This window comes from Enterobacter sp. Li2LvB3, from assembly GCF_056156645.1.
On the sequence record NZ_JBSICG010000022.1, the window covers coordinates 75,585 to 92,707 of the forward strand.

Sequence of the window (17,123 nt, forward strand, 5' to 3'; positions counted from 1 at the left end):
AATGCACTTAGAGCCAAGCATAGCGTGAAGAAACAGCGTTTTCTTATTAGAGATGTAAATAATGATAAAGCCCGGTGAAATCACCGGGCTTCAGAAGAGAGCGTTTCAACACGAAGCTGGTCTGGTGCCAACGCAACGTTCAGAATAACGGGCTGCCATTCTTCCCGTGCGGCAAGCTTATGAGAAAAGCCCCGGGCCAGTAAAAAGCCCCCAACGCCACCCAGTGCTGCCCCGCACATTGCGGCCAGGTCGGTGCCAAAAAGCATCTGGAACACACCGCCCATCACGAACAAACCCACCAGCGGGGAGAGGTAAACCAGCATGGCAGAAGTGAGCAAACTGCCTTCGGTGATACCCAGTTCGACTTTTTGCCCTTCCACCAGCGGTTGTTCACTTGGCACTGAGATGGTATGAGAAGTCTGCGGCCCAAGCTTGTTCAGCACGCGGCTTCCACAACCGGCTCTGGAAGCACAGCTGTTGCACGACGCTTTTACATCGCAGCTGACCAGCGCAATGCCATCCGACCACGAAATGACCGTGGCCCACTCTTTAATCATTGTGCTGCCTTGAATTTAATGCTGTCGGAAATGCGCTTCGCTGTTTGCGGCGGCAATTCACCCACAATCGTTATTTCTGCGTTATCTCGCACCGTGGTGCTGACAGTCCGGCGACCGGTACGCAGCATTTGCTCAGAACTGTTTGCCGTCGCACGGTTGATGTTAACCGAGAAACTGAACAACCCATCGGAGTAGAGTCGAGATTCCACCGGCGTTTCGATGGTCGGCAACTGACGGCGGCTGCTAGAAACTTCGCTAAAGCCCTGTGGGATCCAGGAAGGTACCCAGTTGAAATTAACTGAGTCGCCCGCAGGCACAGACAAAAGCGGTGGCAGGCTGGCTTTTGCCAGATTGAGCATACTGTTCCCGACCTGGTTGTTGACGGTGAAGGAGATAACCCGGAACTGTTCCAGGGTCTCGCCATCACGATCGAGCAGATCCACACGCATCGGCAGCTTAGTTTCTGCGTCAATCCAGACAATGTAGCTGTAACGTGTACCATCGCGCGCAACTACGCGGATCACCTCGCACAGACGATCGGCAATGCGCGTACGACCAACCGAGATAAAATCATAGAAAGGCGCAAGACGCTTAAAGTCTGTGTAGATAAGCGATGGGAGGGAATCAACGATGTAATCGCCATTAAGCGTGAAAGGCTCAAGACCAGGTTCGAAATAGCTGATTTCGTTACCGCGCTGAACAACTTCCCGACGCGGACCATCCATCTGTAAAAGCTGGGCAAGCGGCTGTTTATCAAGGCGGGCATGGCGATAGCGTAATGATTCTACACCCTGCTTATTGATGCTGATAAATGCCAACTCGTAATTGAGTGACTGGCTGGCCATATTCATTTGCTGCAACAACGCCCCGGATGAAACATCAGCCGAGGCGTTTGCACAGAAGAACAGGCTACCCGCCATCAGAGACATGGCGAACCAAAGTTGCTTCATTACTGCGATTGCGTTCCTAAAGTTTGGTTACCTGGCACCTGCACAGCGGCTTGCTGGGTTTGTGCCTGCTCAAACTGAAGCTGTTCAGAGTGCAGACGACGCTGCAACTCATAATCCTGCAACATCGCATTAATGCGACGGCGCTGCTCTTGTACCTGCTGTTGCTGACCGCCGCTTGCGGATGCATCTGCTGGTACGCCCAGGCTAACCGGGCTGGCTTTACCCATCATCGGCAGTGTATTAAACACTGGCGCTTCAGGCTGCTGATTGGCTTCAGACTGAGTATTATAGTGCTGGACGCCAACGATAACTGCAAGCGATACACATGCAGCCACACCCATTTGGGTAAGTTGACTGGCCCACGGGCGCACCTTTTGCCAGAACGGCATTTTCTGCCACTGGTGAGGCGCTGGTTGAGCTTCAGGAATCAGCGGTGTGGTCTGATGAACAGGCTCGTTCTCAATCGCCGCCATAACGCGTGCTGAGATATCGAAATGGAGAACCTCTTCGGTATCACCGCGCAGGGTGTCACGGATGAGATGATAACTCGCCCAGGTCTCTTGCATTTCGGGAGAATGAGACAGCTCGTTGAGCAGCTCACTATCCAGCGTTTCACCATCCATTAAAGCGGAAAGTTTTTCTTTCTGCATGCCTAATACCTTTTTCAGTATCCCGCTATCGTCAACGCCTGATAAGCGGTTGAACTTTATTATCAATAGCTTCTCGCGCACGGAAGATACGTGAACGTACCGTGCCGACCGGACAATCCATGATAGCGGCTATCTCTTCATAGCTCAGACCATCCAGCTCCCGTAACGTAATTGCCATGCGTAAATCTTCCGGGAGCGACTCGATCGTGCGAAAAACGATTTGTCTCAGTTCTTCTGACAACATTAAGTTCTCAGGGTTCGAAATTTCTTTCAATGCGCCGCCACTTTCGAAATTTTCGGCGTCGATTGCGTCCACATCACTGGAAGGTGGACGGCGGCCCTGAGCGACCAGATAATTCTTTGCTGTATTAACTGCAATACGATACAGCCAGGTATAAAAAGCACTATCTCCCCGGAAAGAATCCAGCGCACGATAGGCCTTAATAAAAGACTCTTGTACAACATCAGGGACGTCCCCTGACGGTACATAGCGGGAAACCAGACTCGCCACCTTATGCTGGTAGCGAACCACCAGAAGGTTAAAGGCTTTCTGATCTCCCTTCTGGACCCGTTCAACCAGGACCTGGTCCGTTAACTGCTCGCTCATCCGAGGTAATGTCTCCCCAAACCTAAATTCCACGCGTTATCGAAACGCCACTCTAAAAACACTGCACTTTTGAGCAAGCACCGACTTAGAGTGTCTGTTCTTCAATAAGTTCCGTAACACCTTTGTTTTTGTTCATCGCGCCGCAGACCGTTCATTTTCTATCATTATAAGTCCGTTCACGATACGTTCGCACTTTCTGCCTGTTTACCGTCAGAAGAGTAACGCAACACAGCCTTTATTTCACCACAAAATCTGAAGCTAACGATCTGCTTCGCAAAATATTTTCATACATTTACCCGCATTTAAGCCCTCACATAGAGTTTAGCCATTGCAACATCATTTAAAAAAAACGTGCGACATCTCGCATTCGGGTGCTATTCTGACCAAACAATGTTTAGTAAATTAAACAAACATCATGAACACAACACCAGAACTGACGTGTGACGTACTGATTATTGGCAGCGGCGCTGCAGGATTATCTTTGGCGCTTCGCCTGGCTAAAAATCAGAAAGTTATCGTATTGAGTAAAGGGCCAATGAGCGAAGGCTCAACCTTTTATGCACAAGGCGGTATTGCCGCCGTGTTTGATGAAACTGACAGCATCGCTTCCCATGTGGAAGATACGCTGATTGCCGGGGCGGGGATCGTGGATGCGCACGCCGCCGAATTTGTCGCCAGCAATGCACGCCACTGCGTTCAGTGGCTCATCGATCAGGGTGTGTTATTCGATACGCAGATCCAGCCAAACGGTGAAGAGAGTTATCACCTTACCCGTGAAGGTGGACACAGCCACCGCCGCATCCTCCACGCAGCGGATGCAACCGGTAAAGAAGTTGAAACCACGCTGGTCAGTAAAGCCCTGGGCCACCCGAACATTCAGGTACTGGAACGCAGCAATGCGGTCGACCTTATTATTTCCGATAAGATTGGACTGCCTGGTACGCGCCGCGTGGTGGGCGCCTGGGTCTGGAATCGCAATAAAGAGAAAGTCGAAACCTGCCAGGCGAAAGCCGTTGTGCTGGCAACAGGCGGCGCATCCAAAGTTTATCAATACACCACAAACCCGGATATCGCCTCAGGTGATGGCATTGCCATGGCCTGGCGCGCTGGCTGCCGGGTGGCGAACCTGGAATTTAACCAGTTCCATCCAACAGCCTTATTCCACCCGCAGGCGCGTAACTTCTTACTGACTGAAGCCCTGCGCGGCGAAGGTGCTTACCTGAAACGCCCGGATGGTTCGCGTTTTATGCCGGACTTTGATGCCAGAGGCGAACTCGCCCCACGTGATATCGTTGCGCGAGCCATCGACCACGAGATGAAACGTCTTGGTGTTGATTGTATGTATCTGGATATTAGCCATAAACCGGCTGATTTCATTCGCCAGCACTTCCCGATGATTTACGAAAAACTGCTGAGCCTGGGAATTGATCTCACCCGCGACCCGGTTCCTATTGTTCCCGCGGCACACTATACCTGTGGCGGCGTCATGGTTGACGATCACGGTCGTACCGACGTTGACGGCCTGTATGCCATTGGCGAAGTAAGCTACACAGGGTTGCATGGGGCAAACCGCATGGCGTCTAACTCGCTGCTCGAATGCCTGGTCTACGGGTGGTCAGCATCGGAAGATATTATTAAGCGGATGCCTTATGCACGCCCGACGGCGCACTTGCCGGCCTGGGACGAAAGCCGCGTTGAGAACCCGGATGAGCTGGTTGTCATCCAGCATAACTGGCACGAGTTAAGGCTATTTATGTGGGACTACGTGGGGATTGTCCGTACAACCAAGCGCCTTGAACGCGCTTTACGACGCATCACCATGCTGCAACAGGAAATCGACGAGTATTACGCAAACTTCCGCGTATCCAATAACCTGCTCGAATTGCGTAACCTGGTACAGGTAGCTGAACTGATTGTGCGCTGCGCCATGATGCGTAAAGAGAGCCGCGGATTGCACTACACTCTGGATTACCCGGATCAGTTGGCCGAATCAGGCCCGTCGGTACTCTCCCCGGGTGCTCACATAAACAAATAAAATGCCTGGGTCAGAGCAGTGTAATCTTCGGAATAACGCTGGTCTGACCCACGGATAACCATCCGGTCGTTAAAACACTCGCCCTCTTTTGGTGACAGTGCCAGTAACACCCGGTGGGGCAAGCGCCCTTCTGTATCTGAAATATCAGTTCGCAGACGCAAGTTCCAGCCGATTTCCCGCGCAATTTCAATAAAGGTATTACCGGTGTTTTCTGGCAATACGACGCAGAAAAAACCCTCTTCTGAAATCAACTCAGCGGCACTGGTTAATAACGCGCGGTGATCAAGCGAACCGGTGTAGCGGGCCTGTTCACGCTCGGGCGTGCCGCACTCTACGCCGGGTTCATAGTAAGGTGGGTTGCTGACGATAAGATCGTAACGCGCAGTCTGCTCTGGTGCCCAGACAAGTACATCGGCACATTCCACTTTTACACGTTCAGCCCAGGGGGATTCAGCGGCATTTTCACTTGCCTGCTCAGCGGCTTGTGCGTCAAGCTCAACGGCATCGATGGTGACATGTTGCTCGGTACGCTGCGCCAGCATCAGCGCCAGAAGTCCGCTTCCTGAACCAATATCGAGAATACGTTTAACGCCAGCAACAGGAGCCCAGGATCCAAGAAGGATCCCGTCTGTGCCGACTTTCATCGCACAGCGATCGTGAGCAATAAAGAACTGTTTAAATGTGAAACCATCGCGGCGCAATTGCGCTTTGAGTTGAGACATGTCAGGGCAACCTTCTAAGTGAAACTGGAGTAGCATAGGGGAAAGCGAAGTGGTCGCAAAGCGATATCCATACAAACAGATGAAGATTACAGCCGTAACGTCTATAATCAGCGCCCCACACAGAGGTAGAACATGACTGTAACGACTTTTTCCGAACTTGAACTCGATGAAAGCTTGCTCAATGCACTTGAGAGCAAAGGCTTTACACGCCCGACCGCCATTCAGGCCGCGGCCATTCCGCCTGCGCTTGAGGGCCGCGATGTGCTCGGTTCTGCGCCAACCGGCACGGGGAAAACAGCAGCCTACTTGCTGCCTGTCTTGCAGCATTTGCTCGATTTCCCCCGCAAAAAATCAGGCCCGCCGCGTATTTTGATCCTGACGCCTACTCGTGAACTGGCAATGCAGGTTGCCGAACACGCGCGTGAACTGGCTGCGAACACCCATCTTGATATCGCCACCATTACCGGCGGTGTTGCGTATATGAACCACGCTGAAGTGTTCAGTGAGAACCAGGACATCGTCGTGGCGACGACTGGCCGTCTCCTGCAGTACATTAAAGAAGAGAATTTCGACTGCCGTGCGGTTGAAACGCTGATCCTCGACGAAGCTGACCGCATGCTGGACATGGGCTTTGCGCAGGATATCGAACACATCGCGGGTGAAACGCGCTGGCGTAACCAGACCATGCTGTTCTCTGCCACCCTGGAAGGGGAAGCGATTAAAGACTTCGCAGAGCGCCTGTTGGAAGATCCGGTGGAGGTGTCTGCAACCCCTTCCACCCGTGAGCGTAAGAAGATCCACCAGTGGTACTACCGCGCAGATGATCTGGAACACAAGGTTGAGTTGCTCAAGCATTTGCTGAAGCAAGAAGACGCGACTCGCACCATCGTATTCGTGCGTAAGCGCGAGCGTGTGCACGAGCTGGCTGAAATGCTGCGTAATGCAGGGATCAACAACTGCTACCTTGAAGGCGAGATGGCGCAGGTTAAGCGTACCGAAGGCATCAAGCGTCTGACCGATGGTCGCGTAAACGTGCTGGTTGCCACCGATGTTGCTGCACGCGGGATCGACATTCCGGATGTAAGCCATGTGATTAACTTCGATATGCCCCGCAGCGGTGACACCTATCTGCACCGCATTGGCCGTACCGGTCGTGCAGGCCGCAAAGGTATAGCTATTTCTCTGGTCGAAGCACATGATTTTCTGCTGCTGCAGAAAATTGGCCGCTATGTTGATGAACCGCTGAAGGCTCGCGTTATCAGTGAGCTTCGTCCGACCACGCGTGCACCGAGCGAAAAAATGACGGGTAAACCGTCCAAGAAAGCGCTCGCCAAACGTGCTGAGAAGAAAGAGAAAGAAAAAGAGAAGCCGCGCGTTAAACAACGCCACCGCGATACCAAGAATATTGGTAAGCGCCGTAAGCCAAGTGCTGCTGCGCCAGATTCGCAAACTGAAGAGTAAAAAAAAGCCGGGTATCACCCGGCTTTTTCATTCTGCTTCCGTGACAAAAAGCCTTACAGGCTTTCAGTAAAGGTACGCGCGATAACGTCGCGTTGCTGCTCGGGAGTCAGAGAGTTGAAACGTACTGCATAGCCAGACACACGAATGGTCAGCTGTGGATATTTTTCCGGGTGCTCAACGGCATCCATCAGCGTTTCGCGGCGCAGTACGTTAACGTTCAGGTGCTGACCACCTTCCACGCGTACTTCCGGTTTCACTTCCATTGGAATTTCACGGTATTCGATGTCGCCCAGTTTGCTTACTGGAACGATTTCATCTTCTGCAAAACCTGCTTTAGCCACTACACAGCGCGCTTCACCTTTCTCGCTGTCCAGCAGCCAGAAAGAGTTGAGCAGGTCGTCATTTGCAGCTTTAGTAATCTGGATACCTGTAATCATGTGATGCCTCCCTTAGGCTACATTAACTGGTGTCGGCCTGTTCAGGCCAATTGGTAAAACCATTGTTGCTTGCGTGTATATATATCACTCAGCCCCTTGCGATTTATTGATTTAAATCAACAAAAACACCAACCACATAAAGAGTGTGGTTTGATTTTATTGCTCCAGATCAATTTAACCACCTTACCAATTCAACCCAGATTGCATAGTTTCAAATTAAATTTAAGGACTTAGGGCATTTTTCCGCGTGGAATTTTGATCACCAGGGTTTAACGGGTAAGCTAGGCGCAGATGAGATTCGCAGGAGAGCGAGATGACAACCCCTTTAACATGGCACGACGTTCTGGCCGAAGAAAAACAGCAACCCTATTTTATTAATACACTCAGCACCGTCGCGGCAGAGCGGCAATCTGGCCAGACGATTTATCCGCCGCAGAAAGATGTCTTCAACGCTTTCCGCTATACCGAACTGAATGATGTAAAAGTGGTTATCCTCGGTCAGGATCCTTACCACGGGCCAGGGCAAGCGCATGGTCTGGCATTTTCCGTGCGTCCTGGCATTGCCATCCCCCCTTCTCTTTTGAATATGTATAAAGAGCTTGAAGGTACCCTTCCCGGCTTTACCCGGCCAACACACGGTTACCTGGAAAGCTGGGCGCATCAGGGGGTTCTGTTATTGAATACCGTATTAACCGTGCGCGCAGGTCAGGCCCACTCTCACGCCAGCCTGGGCTGGGAAACTTTTACGGATAAAGTGATAAGCCTCATCAATGAACATCGTGAAGGCGTGGTGTTTTTATTGTGGGGATCTCATGCGCAGAAAAAAGGGGCGATTATTGACCCGCAGCGTCATCACGTGCTGAAAGCACCGCATCCATCACCGCTGTCTGCACACCGCGGCTTCTTTGGCAGTAATCATTTTGTTCTGGCGAACGAATGGCTGGAAAAACGTGGCGAGACGCCGATCGACTGGATGCCTGTGCTGCCGGCAGAAAGTGAGTAGTTTTATGCAGTATGCCCGGCTCACCGGGCATACCACCGCAGATTAAGGCTTATGCCTTATTCTGACGCCACCATTCAGCCAGCAGTACGCCGGTTGCAACGGAAACGTTGAGGCTTTCGACATTACCAGTACCGTCGATAGACACGCTCAGATCGGCACTCGACAGCGCAGCATCAGACAGACCATCGCGCTCCTGACCCAACACCAGCACCATCTTACGCGGCAGCGTCGCTTTAAACAGCGGTGTACCGGCGTGGCTGGAGGTGGTCACAATGGAATAGCCCGCTTTGCGGAACTGCTCGATGGCATCCAGAACACTATCACCGGTGATCGGCTGAACATGCTCAGCACCACCTTCTGCGGTACGGATCGCCGCACCTGATTCCAGCAGCGCAGCGTCCTGCAACAGCACGCCTTTCACGCCAAAGTGCGCGCAGCTACGCATCATCGCCCCCAGGTTATGCGGGTTGCCGACATCTTCCAGCGCCAGAACGCAGTCATCTGCCTCAGCCTGGCTCACCCATTGCTGAACAGTCGTCCCGTTACGTTTTTTGATCAGGAAGCAAACGCCACCGTGGTGTTCGGTACCGGACGCTTTGGTCAGCTCGGCATCATCAACCACATGGTAGGCTTTACGGTTCGCCGCCATCCAGCGCAGCGCTTCTTTGAAGCGTGGCGTTACGCTCTGAATAAACCAGGCACGAACGATGCACTCAGGGCGGCTCTGGAACAGTGCCTGGCACGCATTCTCACCGTACACGCGGGTCTCTTCCGCACGCTGACGGCGCAGCACTTCAGGATCGATAAAGCTTTTACCGCTGATACCGCCGTGATCGGCCTTTTCTGGCGTCTCGTCGCCAGGGGCGCGAGAAACGGTACGCCACGGGGACGAGCCATCACGTGAGAAATCATCACGTGGACGGTCATCACGTGGACGGTCATCGCGTTTGCGATCGTCACGCTTACGATCATCACGTTTGCGGTCATCACCGCGGTTATTTCTGTCATCGCGGGCGGGGCGACGGCCACCGTCTGCACGAGAAGACGCCGGACGCCCGCCACCTTTTCCGGTACGCGGATTTTGGGTGCGTTTATCAGAATCCTCATCACTGCGGACATACATCACTTTGACCTTGCCGCTTTTGTTCTTTAATTCGTCGTTCATGCTTTTCTCCACCAGCGCTGCGCGAAGCGCGCAGATTACCCGATGTGCAAGCTCATAGCCATTATTTCGTACAAAAGCCTGCGACTATTGTTCTCATTGAATAAAACGCATTGTCGTTTCAAACAGGCTCATTGATAATATGTAACATATTAGAAACAAAATCGGCGTTCTGCCGCTCTGTCCCACAGCTCTATCAGAGGTTAGTTATGAATACCGTATGTGCCAACTGTCAGGCTCTTAACCGCATTCCCGATGATCGGATTGATGATGGTGCGAAGTGCGGGCGTTGCGGTCACGAATTGTTTGATGGTGACGTGATTAACGCGACGGGTGCTACGCTGGACAAACTCCTCAAGGATGATCTGCCCGTGGTTGTGGATTTCTGGGCGCCATGGTGTGGTCCATGCCGGAGTTTTGCGCCAATCTTTGAAGATGTTGCAGAAGAGCGCAGTGGTAAAATGCGTTTCGTGAAAGTGAACACCGAAGCTGAACGCGAGCTTAGCGCTCGCTTCCGTATACGCAGTATCCCGACCATTATGATTTTCAAAAATGGCGAAGTGATCGACATGCTTAACGGCGCAGTTCCTAAGGCTCCATTTGAGAGCTGGCTGAACGAATCCGTGTAACAATCGCGGGGCACATCTTGTGCCCCGTTCTTCCCTCTGCGAAAATGGTGTTTTTCCTGCATTTCGCCCATGACTGATAACGCCGTACTTCAATTACGCGCCGAACGCCTTGCGCGTGCGACCCGCCCTTTCCTTGCTCGTGGCAACCGTATCCGCCGCTGTCAGCGCTGCCTGCTGCCGCTCAAGGTTTGCCTGTGCGAAACACTCGCCCCTGCTCAAGCACAAAGCCGTTTTTGCCTGGTCATGTTCGATACCGAACCCATGAAACCCAGCAATACAGGGCGTCTGATTGCGGATATTCTGCCGGACACAACGGCATTTCAGTGGTCACGTACCGAACCACCTCAGGCGCTGCTCGATCTGGTTGCCAGTGATGAGTATCAGCCGATGGTCGTTTTCCCGGCCTCTTATGCAGGAGAGAGCCGTCAGGTGCTTTCTGCGCCGCCTTCAGGGAAGCCGCCGCTATTCATTATGCTGGATGGCACCTGGACCGAAGCGCGAAAAATGTTCCGCAAAAGTCCTTATCTTGACGCGCTGCCAGTCATTTCAGTCGATCTGTCACGCGTATCTACTTACCGACTGCGTGAAGCGCACGCAGAGGGACAATACTGCACCGCAGAAGTGGCAATTGCGCTGTTGGACCTTGCCGGGGATACGTTAGCGGCAGCTGCGCTGGGCGGTCATTTTTCCCGTTTTCGTGAGCGCTACCTGGCAGGAAAAACCATTCATAAGGGCAGTGTCACAGCAGACGAAGCAGAAAGCGTTTAAAATCATCAGGTCACTCGTATCTACTGGAGACTTGCATGAGTCAGCGAGGCCTGGAAGCGCTACTGCGCCCTAAATCCATTGCCGTTATCGGTGCGTCGATGAAGCCTGATCGTGCAGGTTATCTGATGATGCGTAATTTACTGGCCGGTGGATTTAATGGCCCCGTGTTGCCGGTTACGCCCTCCTGGAAAGCGGTACAGGGCGTACTGGCGTGGCCCGATGTGCAGAGCCTGCCTTTTGTGCCAGACCTTGCCGTGCTGTGTACAAACGCGAAACGTAACCTGGACCTGCTTGAGTCACTTGGCCAGAAAGGGTGTAAAACCTGCATTATCCTCTCTTCTCCTCCTGAACAGCATCCTGAGCTTCTCGCCTGCGCCAGCCGGTATCAGATGCGCATTCTCGGCCCAAACAGTCTCGGTTTGCTGGCGCCCTGGCAGGGTCTGAATGCCAGTTTTTCCCCCGTTCCGATTCGCAAAGGCAAGCTGGCGTTTATTTCCCAGTCTGCGGCTGTATCAAATACCATCCTCGACTGGGCGCAACAGCGCGAAATGGGATTTTCCTACTTCATCGCGCTGGGCGACAGCCTGGATATTGATGTCGATGAGCTGCTGGATTTCCTGGCCAGGGACAGCAAAACCAGTGCGATATTGCTGTACCTAGAACATTTAAGCGATGCCCGCCGTTTTGTCTCAGCAGCCCGTAGTGCATCGCGTAATAAACCGATTCTGGTCATCAAAAGTGGCCGTAGCCCAGCCGCACAACGGCTTCTGCATTCACATTCAGGAATGGATCCTGCGTGGGATGCCGCTATTCAGCGCGCAGGTTTGCTGCGTGTTCAGGATACACATGAGCTTTTTTCCGCGGTCGAAACACTGAGCCATATGCGCCCGTTGCGCGGTGAGAAATTAATGATAGTCAGTAATGGTGCAGCACCTGCTGCACTGGCTCTGGACGAACTGTGGCTACGTAATGGCAAACTGGCGGCGCTCAGTGAGGAGACGCTTCAGCGCTTGCGTGACGCCCTGCCAACAAGCGTTTCATCCGGTAATCCGCTGGATTTGCGCGATGATGCCAGCAGCGAGCGTTACATCAAAGCCATCTCTATCTTGCTGGATAGCCAGGATTTTGATGCGCTGATGATCATTCATTCGCCAAGTGCCGCCGCCCCCGGCAGCGAAAGTGCGCGAGGGCTTATCGAAGCGGTTCGAAATCATCCTCGCGGGAAATACGTCACGCTGCTAACCAACTGGTGTGGAGAGTTTTCATCACAGGAAGCACGGCGGCTGTTTAGTGAAGCCGGGCTTCCGACCTATCGCACCCCGGAAGGCACCATCACCGCGTTTATGCATATGGTGGAATATCGTCGTAACCAGAAACAGTTGCGTGAAACCCCTGCTTTACCGGGTCATCTGGCGGCGAATACCGTTGATGTTCGCAGGTTGTTGCAACGGGCCATCGAGGAGGGTGCAACATCTCTGGACACCCATGAAGTGCAGCCGATCCTCGGCAGCTATGGGATACACACCCTACCCACCTGGATTGCCAGCGACAGCGCAGAGGCCGTTCATATTGCCGAGCAAATTGGTTACCCGGTTGCGCTGAAACTGCGTTCGCCGGATATCCCGCATAAGTCCGATATTCAGGGCGTTATGTTGTATTTACGCACCGCTTCGGAAGTACAACAGGCCGCAGACGCCATTCTCGATCGGGTAAAAATGGCCTGGCCGCAGGCGAGGATCCACGGTTTGCTGGTGCAAAGTATGGCCAACCGTGCCGGTGCCCAGGAGTTACGGGTGGTGGTTGAGCACGACCCGGTCTTTGGCCCACTGATTATGCTGGGTGAAGGCGGTGTTGAATGGCGCCCTGAAGAGCAGGCGGTGGTCGCCCTGCCACCACTGAACATGAACCTGGCGCGCTATCTGGTTATTCAGGCCATTAAAAGCAAGAAAATCCGCGGGCGAAGTGCACTGAGACCGCTGGATATCGCCGGGCTAAGCCAGTTTTTGGTGCAGGTTTCTAATCTGATTGTTGATTGTGCTGAAATTCAGCGCCTGGATATTCATCCGCTGCTGGCTTCTGGCACTGAATTTACCGCGCTGGACGTCACGCTGGATATTGCGCCCTTTAAAGGTGACAGCGAAAGCAGGCTGGCTATTCGTCCTTACCCGCTGCAACTTGAAGAATGGGTGGAAATGAAAAACGGCGAACGCGTGCTGTTCCGCCCTATCCTGCCAGAAGATGAACCTCAGTTGCGGGTGTTTATCTCGCAAGTAACGAAAGAAGATCTCTACTATCGCTACTTCAGCGAAATCAACGAATTTACCCATGAAGATTTAGCCAACATGACCCAGATCGACTACGATCGTGAAATGGCATTTGTGGCTGTTCGTCGCCTGGAAGCAGAGGAAGAGATCCTGGGTGTTACGCGTGCGATCTCTGATCCTGATAACGTGGATGCGGAGTTCGCCGTGCTGGTACGTTCCGATCTGAAGGGGCTGGGTCTGGGCAGACGCCTGCTGGAAAAACTCATCAGTTATACGCGCGATCACGGATTGTTACGCCTGAATGGCATTACTATGCCTAACAATCGCGGCATGGTAACTCTGGCGCGAAAACTTGGTTTTGACGTTGATATCCAACTGGAGGAAGGTATTGTTTCCCTGACCCTCGGCCTGAATTCGGCGGATAAACAAGAGTAACCTACTGGAAATGTTAACCACTTTGGATGGTACTGGTGGTATCATTATCCGCTTATGTTGTTTGCCTGGTACAGACAACCCTTCAATGAACAGAGAAGAAACGCACTGTGATGTTGTCAAAATTTAAGCGTAATAAACATCAACAACACCTTGCTCAACTACCGAAGATTTCTCAGTCAGTTGATGATGTAGAGTTCTTTTACGCTCCCGCTCATTTTCGGGAGACACTTCTGGAAAAAATTGCCAGCGCCACGAGACGTATTTGCATAGTGGCTCTTTATCTCGAACAAGATGAAGGTGGCCGCGGGATCCTGAACGCGCTTTATGAAGCAAAACGGCTTCGTCCAGAGCTGGATGTACGTGTGCTGGTTGACTGGCACCGCGCACAACGCGGCCGTATTGGTGCCGTGGCTTCTAACACCAACGCAGACTGGTATTGCCGAACTGCCCAGGAAAACCCGGGGATTGATATCCCGGTTTATGGCGTTCCCGTCAATACTCGCGAAGCACTTGGCGTACTCCATTTCAAAGGCTTCATCATTGACGACAGCGTTCTGTATAGCGGCGCGAGTCTGAATGATGTTTACCTGCACCAGCTCGATAAATATCGTTACGACCGCTATCATCTGATTCGCAATCCGCAGATGGCTGACATCATGTTCAACTGGGTTGATAAGAATCTGGTGCATGGACGTGGCGTGAATCGTCTTGATAACCCTCACCGTCCCAAGAGCCCGGAAATTAAAAACGACGTTCGTCTCTTCCGCCAGGAATTACGTGACGCGATTTATCATTTTCAGGGTGATGCAAACAACGAGCAGTTATCTGTCACTCCGCTCGTTGGACTGGGCAAGTCGAGCCTGCTGAATAAGACCATCTTCCATCTGATGCCGTGTGCCGATCAGAAACTTACGATCTGCACCCCTTACTTCAACCTGCCGGCCGTGCTGGTGCGTAACATCATTCAGCTGTTACGTGATGGTAAGAAGGTCGAAATCATCGTGGGTGATAAAACCGCGAACGACTTTTTTATCCCGGAAGATCAGCCGTTCAAAATCATCGGTGCATTGCCTTATCTCTATGAGATTAACCTGCGCCGTTTCCTGAGCCGTTTACAGTACTATGTCAACACTGACCAGCTAGTTGTGCGCTTGTGGAAAGATGAAGACAATACCTATCACCTGAAAGGGATGTGGGTAGATGATGAGTGGATGCTGCTGACAGGTAATAACCTGAACCCACGCGCCTGGCGCCTGGATCTGGAAAATGCCATTCTGATCCACGATCCACAGCATGAACTGGCCGCGAAACGTGAACGCGAACTGGATTTGATTCGCACGCATACCACGGTGGTGCGTCACTACCGCGATCTGCAAAGCATTGCTGATTATCCGGTGAAAGTCCGCAAGCTCATTCGCCGTTTGCGTCGGATCCGTATCGACCGCCTTATTAGCCGCATTTTGTAACGCCAGGCCCTGTCAACGACGGGGCTTTTTTTATGGAGCTCATTGTGCGTATACCTCTGCTGCTTACAATCCTCTGTCTGACTGGATGTAGCCACATGGCTAACGATAACTGGTATGGCCAGGACAAGGCTCAGCACTTTCTTGCCTCAGCAATGTTGTCCGCTGCGGGCAATGAATACGCACAACATCAGGGTTACAGCCAGGATCGTAGCGCGGCGATTGGTTTCATGTTTTCTGTAAGCCTTGGGGCATCCAAAGAGCTTTGGGACAGCCGCCCGGCAGGGAGCGGCTGGAGCTGGAAAGATTTCGCGTGGGATGTCGCCGGAGCAACCACCGGCTATGCCGTGTGGCAGATGGCGCATTATTAAAGGCGGATCCCCTTCCCTTTACGGTGCAGCATCAGAGAAACAATAAAGGCCAGCGCCCCCATGACGGTGACATACCAGAAGAAGGTCGTTTCGCTTCCCCATGATTTGAGAGACAGCGCGACATATTCAGCTGAGCCCCCAAACAGTGCGTTAGCCACCGCGTAAGAGAGACCAACCCCCAGAGCACGCACCTGTGCAGGGAACATTTCCGCTTTTAATATCCCGCTGATAGAGGTGTAGAAACTGACTATCACCATTGCCATCATAACGAGGGCAAAAGCTGCATAAGGCGAGGAGACATGCTGAAGTGCGGACAAAATGGGCACGGTACATAACGCAGACATTCCGCCAAAAATCAGCATCGATGTGCGCCGACCAATTTTATCAGAGAGCGCGCCAATCACCGGTTGTATCAGCATAAAGACAAACAGCGCCACGGTCATTACTACACTGGCGACGTTCGCGTGCATTCCCGTTGTGTTCACCAGGTACTTTTGCATATAGGTGGTGAAGGTGTAAAAGCTTAGCGAGCCCCCGGCGGTGAAACCCAGCACCATCAGAAATGCTTTGCGGTTACGCCATAAGCCTTTGAACGATCCGGCTTCCTTTAACGCCCTGACTTCCTGCTGCGATGTTTCATCTAACTGTCGACGCAGCCAAAGCGCAACGATCGCCAGCACGGCCCCCATTGCAAAGGGGATCCGCCATCCCCAGGCGTGTAACTGTTCATCGGTCAGGATCTGCTGAAGGATCACCACCACAAGGATCGCCAAAAGTTGGCCGCCAATGAGAGTGACATACTGGAAAGATGCGTAGAATCCTTTACGACCTTCGAGCGCAATTTCACTCATGTAAGTCGCGCTGGTGCCGTATTCCCCGCCAACCGAAAGCCCCTGGAATAAGCGAGCCAGTAACAGCAGCGCCGGTGCCCATGTACCAATAGCGTCGTAACCCGGTAAGCAAGCAATCACAAGCGAACCAAAGCACATCATACAGACCGAGATCAGCATAGAGATTTTACGGCCACGGCGATCCGCAATTCGGCCGAACAGCCAGCCACCAATTGGGCGCATCAGGAACCCAGCGGCAAAAACGCCCGCAGTTTGCAGTAGCTGCGTGGTTGTGTTACCGGACGGGAAGAAAATGTGAGCAAAGTAGAGCGAACAGAACGAATAGACGTAGAAGTCGAACCATTCAACCAGATTTCCTGAAGAGGCGCTGACGATTGCCCATACCCTTCGGCGGGTATCACTGTTAGCCAGCGTCCCGTGTGATGTGATGTTTTCTGTCATTATGATTATGCTCCTGCCATCTACAGCGGCGTGTTGAGTCTAAGAGACTCAATTGCTTCGTAAATGAAATGTTATAATTTTGTTATAAATCACATTGCGATGGAGATCACATATTTCATTAGCAGGATAAGGGATTAGGAGAAAGGCCAGAAAGGGGATCGTGGGGTCTACATTGCCGGGCGGCGGCTTCGCCTTACCCTGCCTACGGTTTTGCAGGTCCGGTAAGCGTAGCGCCACCGGGCATTTTTTACGCACAAAAGCAAAAAACCCCGCACCTTTCGGTACGGGGTTCTTCTAATTGATGCCTGGCAGTTGTA

17 protein-coding genes are annotated in these 17,123 nt (G+C 52.5%); 8 read left to right on the top strand and 9 right to left on the bottom strand.

Features of this window, described 5'->3' with window-relative positions:
• Positions 1–80: 80 nt before the first annotated feature.
• From rseC to rseD, 5 genes are read right to left on the bottom strand one after another with little or no spacing between them, the layout of a single operon-like run.
• The gene (rseC, locus tag ACS603_RS17700; RefSeq protein WP_315686501.1) at positions 81–557 is read right to left on the bottom strand and encodes a SoxR-reducing system protein RseC; all 477 of its coding nucleotides are present in this window, start codon (positions 555–557) and stop codon (positions 81–83) included.
• A complete protein-coding gene (gene rseB, locus ACS603_RS17705; RefSeq protein ID WP_182062094.1) occupies positions 554–1,507 on the bottom strand; it encodes a sigma-E factor regulatory protein RseB in 954 nt (317 codons plus the stop codon). The genes rseC and rseB overlap by 4 nt, the downstream gene beginning before the upstream one ends.
• Positions 1,507–2,157, bottom strand: a complete 651-nt coding sequence (rseA, locus tag ACS603_RS17710) for an anti-sigma-E factor RseA (protein WP_182062095.1) — start codon at positions 2,155–2,157, stop codon at positions 1,507–1,509. Before rseA ends, rseB begins: the two co-directional genes overlap by 1 nt.
• A gap of 31 nt (positions 2,158–2,188) precedes the next feature.
• Positions 2,189–2,764 carry an RNA polymerase sigma factor RpoE gene (gene rpoE, locus ACS603_RS17715; RefSeq protein ID WP_006176728.1) on the bottom strand — a complete coding sequence of 192 codons (576 nt, stop codon included), beginning with the start codon at positions 2,762–2,764 and terminating at the stop codon, positions 2,189–2,191.
• Positions 2,761–2,826: a rpoE leader peptide RseD gene (gene rseD, locus ACS603_RS17720; protein ID WP_224955222.1), complete on the bottom strand. Its 66-nt coding sequence runs from the start codon at positions 2,824–2,826 to the stop codon at positions 2,761–2,763. The genes rpoE and rseD overlap by 4 nt, the downstream gene beginning before the upstream one ends.
• A gap of 353 nt (positions 2,827–3,179) precedes the next feature.
• Here rseD and nadB point away from each other — a divergent pair, with 353 nt between their 5' ends.
• Positions 3,180–4,799: an L-aspartate oxidase gene (gene nadB, locus ACS603_RS17725; protein ID WP_182062096.1), complete on the top strand. Its 1,620-nt coding sequence runs from the start codon at positions 3,180–3,182 to the stop codon at positions 4,797–4,799.
• Here the strand turns inward: nadB and trmN are convergent.
• Positions 4,784–5,521 (bottom strand): tRNA(1)(Val) (adenine(37)-N(6))-methyltransferase TrmN, encoded by a 738-nt coding sequence (trmN, locus tag ACS603_RS17730; protein WP_315686504.1) that lies wholly within the window; start codon positions 5,519–5,521, stop codon positions 4,784–4,786. The genes nadB and trmN overlap by 16 nt on opposite strands.
• Positions 5,522–5,653: 132 nt before the next feature.
• On the opposite strand from trmN, the gene srmB reads away from it, so the two are divergent.
• Entirely contained in the window at positions 5,654–6,982 is a 1,329-nt protein-coding gene (srmB, locus tag ACS603_RS17735) for an ATP-dependent RNA helicase SrmB (RefSeq protein ID WP_166716667.1), read from the top strand.
• A 53-nt stretch (positions 6,983–7,035) separates the two neighbouring features.
• Here srmB and grcA read toward each other — a convergent pair whose 3' ends face one another.
• Positions 7,036–7,419 carry an autonomous glycyl radical cofactor GrcA gene (gene grcA, locus ACS603_RS17740; protein ID WP_014071384.1) on the bottom strand — a complete coding sequence of 128 codons (384 nt, stop codon included), beginning with the start codon at positions 7,417–7,419 and terminating at the stop codon, positions 7,036–7,038.
• A 313-nt stretch (positions 7,420–7,732) separates the two neighbouring features.
• Between grcA and ung the strand changes: the two genes are divergently transcribed.
• Positions 7,733–8,422 carry a uracil-DNA glycosylase gene (gene ung / locus ACS603_RS17745; protein ID WP_182062098.1) on the top strand — a complete coding sequence of 230 codons (690 nt, stop codon included), beginning with the start codon at positions 7,733–7,735 and terminating at the stop codon, positions 8,420–8,422.
• 49 nt (positions 8,423–8,471) lie between these two features.
• Here ung and ACS603_RS17750 read toward each other — a convergent pair whose 3' ends face one another.
• Positions 8,472–9,587, bottom strand: coding sequence for a tRNA/rRNA methyltransferase (locus ACS603_RS17750; RefSeq protein WP_182062099.1), 1,116 nt, complete (start codon positions 9,585–9,587; stop codon positions 8,472–8,474).
• 206 nt (positions 9,588–9,793) lie between these two features.
• On the opposite strand from ACS603_RS17750, the gene trxC reads away from it, so the two are divergent.
• The 5 genes from trxC (at position 9,794) to ACS603_RS17775 (ending at position 15,514) form a co-directional block, all read left to right on the top strand.
• The gene (gene trxC, locus ACS603_RS17755) at positions 9,794–10,213 is read left to right on the top strand and encodes a thioredoxin TrxC (protein WP_182062100.1); all 420 of its coding nucleotides are present in this window, start codon (positions 9,794–9,796) and stop codon (positions 10,211–10,213) included.
• Between the two features lie 69 nt (positions 10,214–10,282).
• On the top strand, positions 10,283–10,981 hold the full coding sequence (gene tapT, locus ACS603_RS17760) for a tRNA-uridine aminocarboxypropyltransferase (RefSeq protein ID WP_474944649.1): 699 nt from the start codon (positions 10,283–10,285) through the stop codon (positions 10,979–10,981).
• Between the two features lie 35 nt (positions 10,982–11,016).
• The gene (locus ACS603_RS17765; RefSeq protein ID WP_315686507.1) at positions 11,017–13,680 is read left to right on the top strand and encodes a bifunctional acetate--CoA ligase family protein/GNAT family N-acetyltransferase; all 2,664 of its coding nucleotides are present in this window, start codon (positions 11,017–11,019) and stop codon (positions 13,678–13,680) included.
• 110 nt (positions 13,681–13,790) lie between these two features.
• Positions 13,791–15,146 (top strand): CDP-diacylglycerol--serine O-phosphatidyltransferase, encoded by a 1,356-nt coding sequence (gene pssA, locus ACS603_RS17770; protein ID WP_182063448.1) that lies wholly within the window; start codon positions 13,791–13,793, stop codon positions 15,144–15,146.
• A gap of 32 nt (positions 15,147–15,178) precedes the next feature.
• Complete coding sequence (locus ACS603_RS17775) at positions 15,179–15,514, top strand: YfiM family lipoprotein (RefSeq protein ID WP_409050248.1); 336 nt, start codon at positions 15,179–15,181, stop codon at positions 15,512–15,514.
• On the opposite strand, the gene ACS603_RS17780 is transcribed toward ACS603_RS17775, so the two are convergent.
• Positions 15,511–16,806 (bottom strand): MFS transporter, encoded by a 1,296-nt coding sequence (locus ACS603_RS17780; protein ID WP_182062104.1) that lies wholly within the window; start codon positions 16,804–16,806, stop codon positions 15,511–15,513. The two genes, ACS603_RS17775 and ACS603_RS17780, sit on opposite strands and share 4 nt — an antisense overlap.
• Positions 16,807–17,123: the final 317 nt, after the last annotated feature.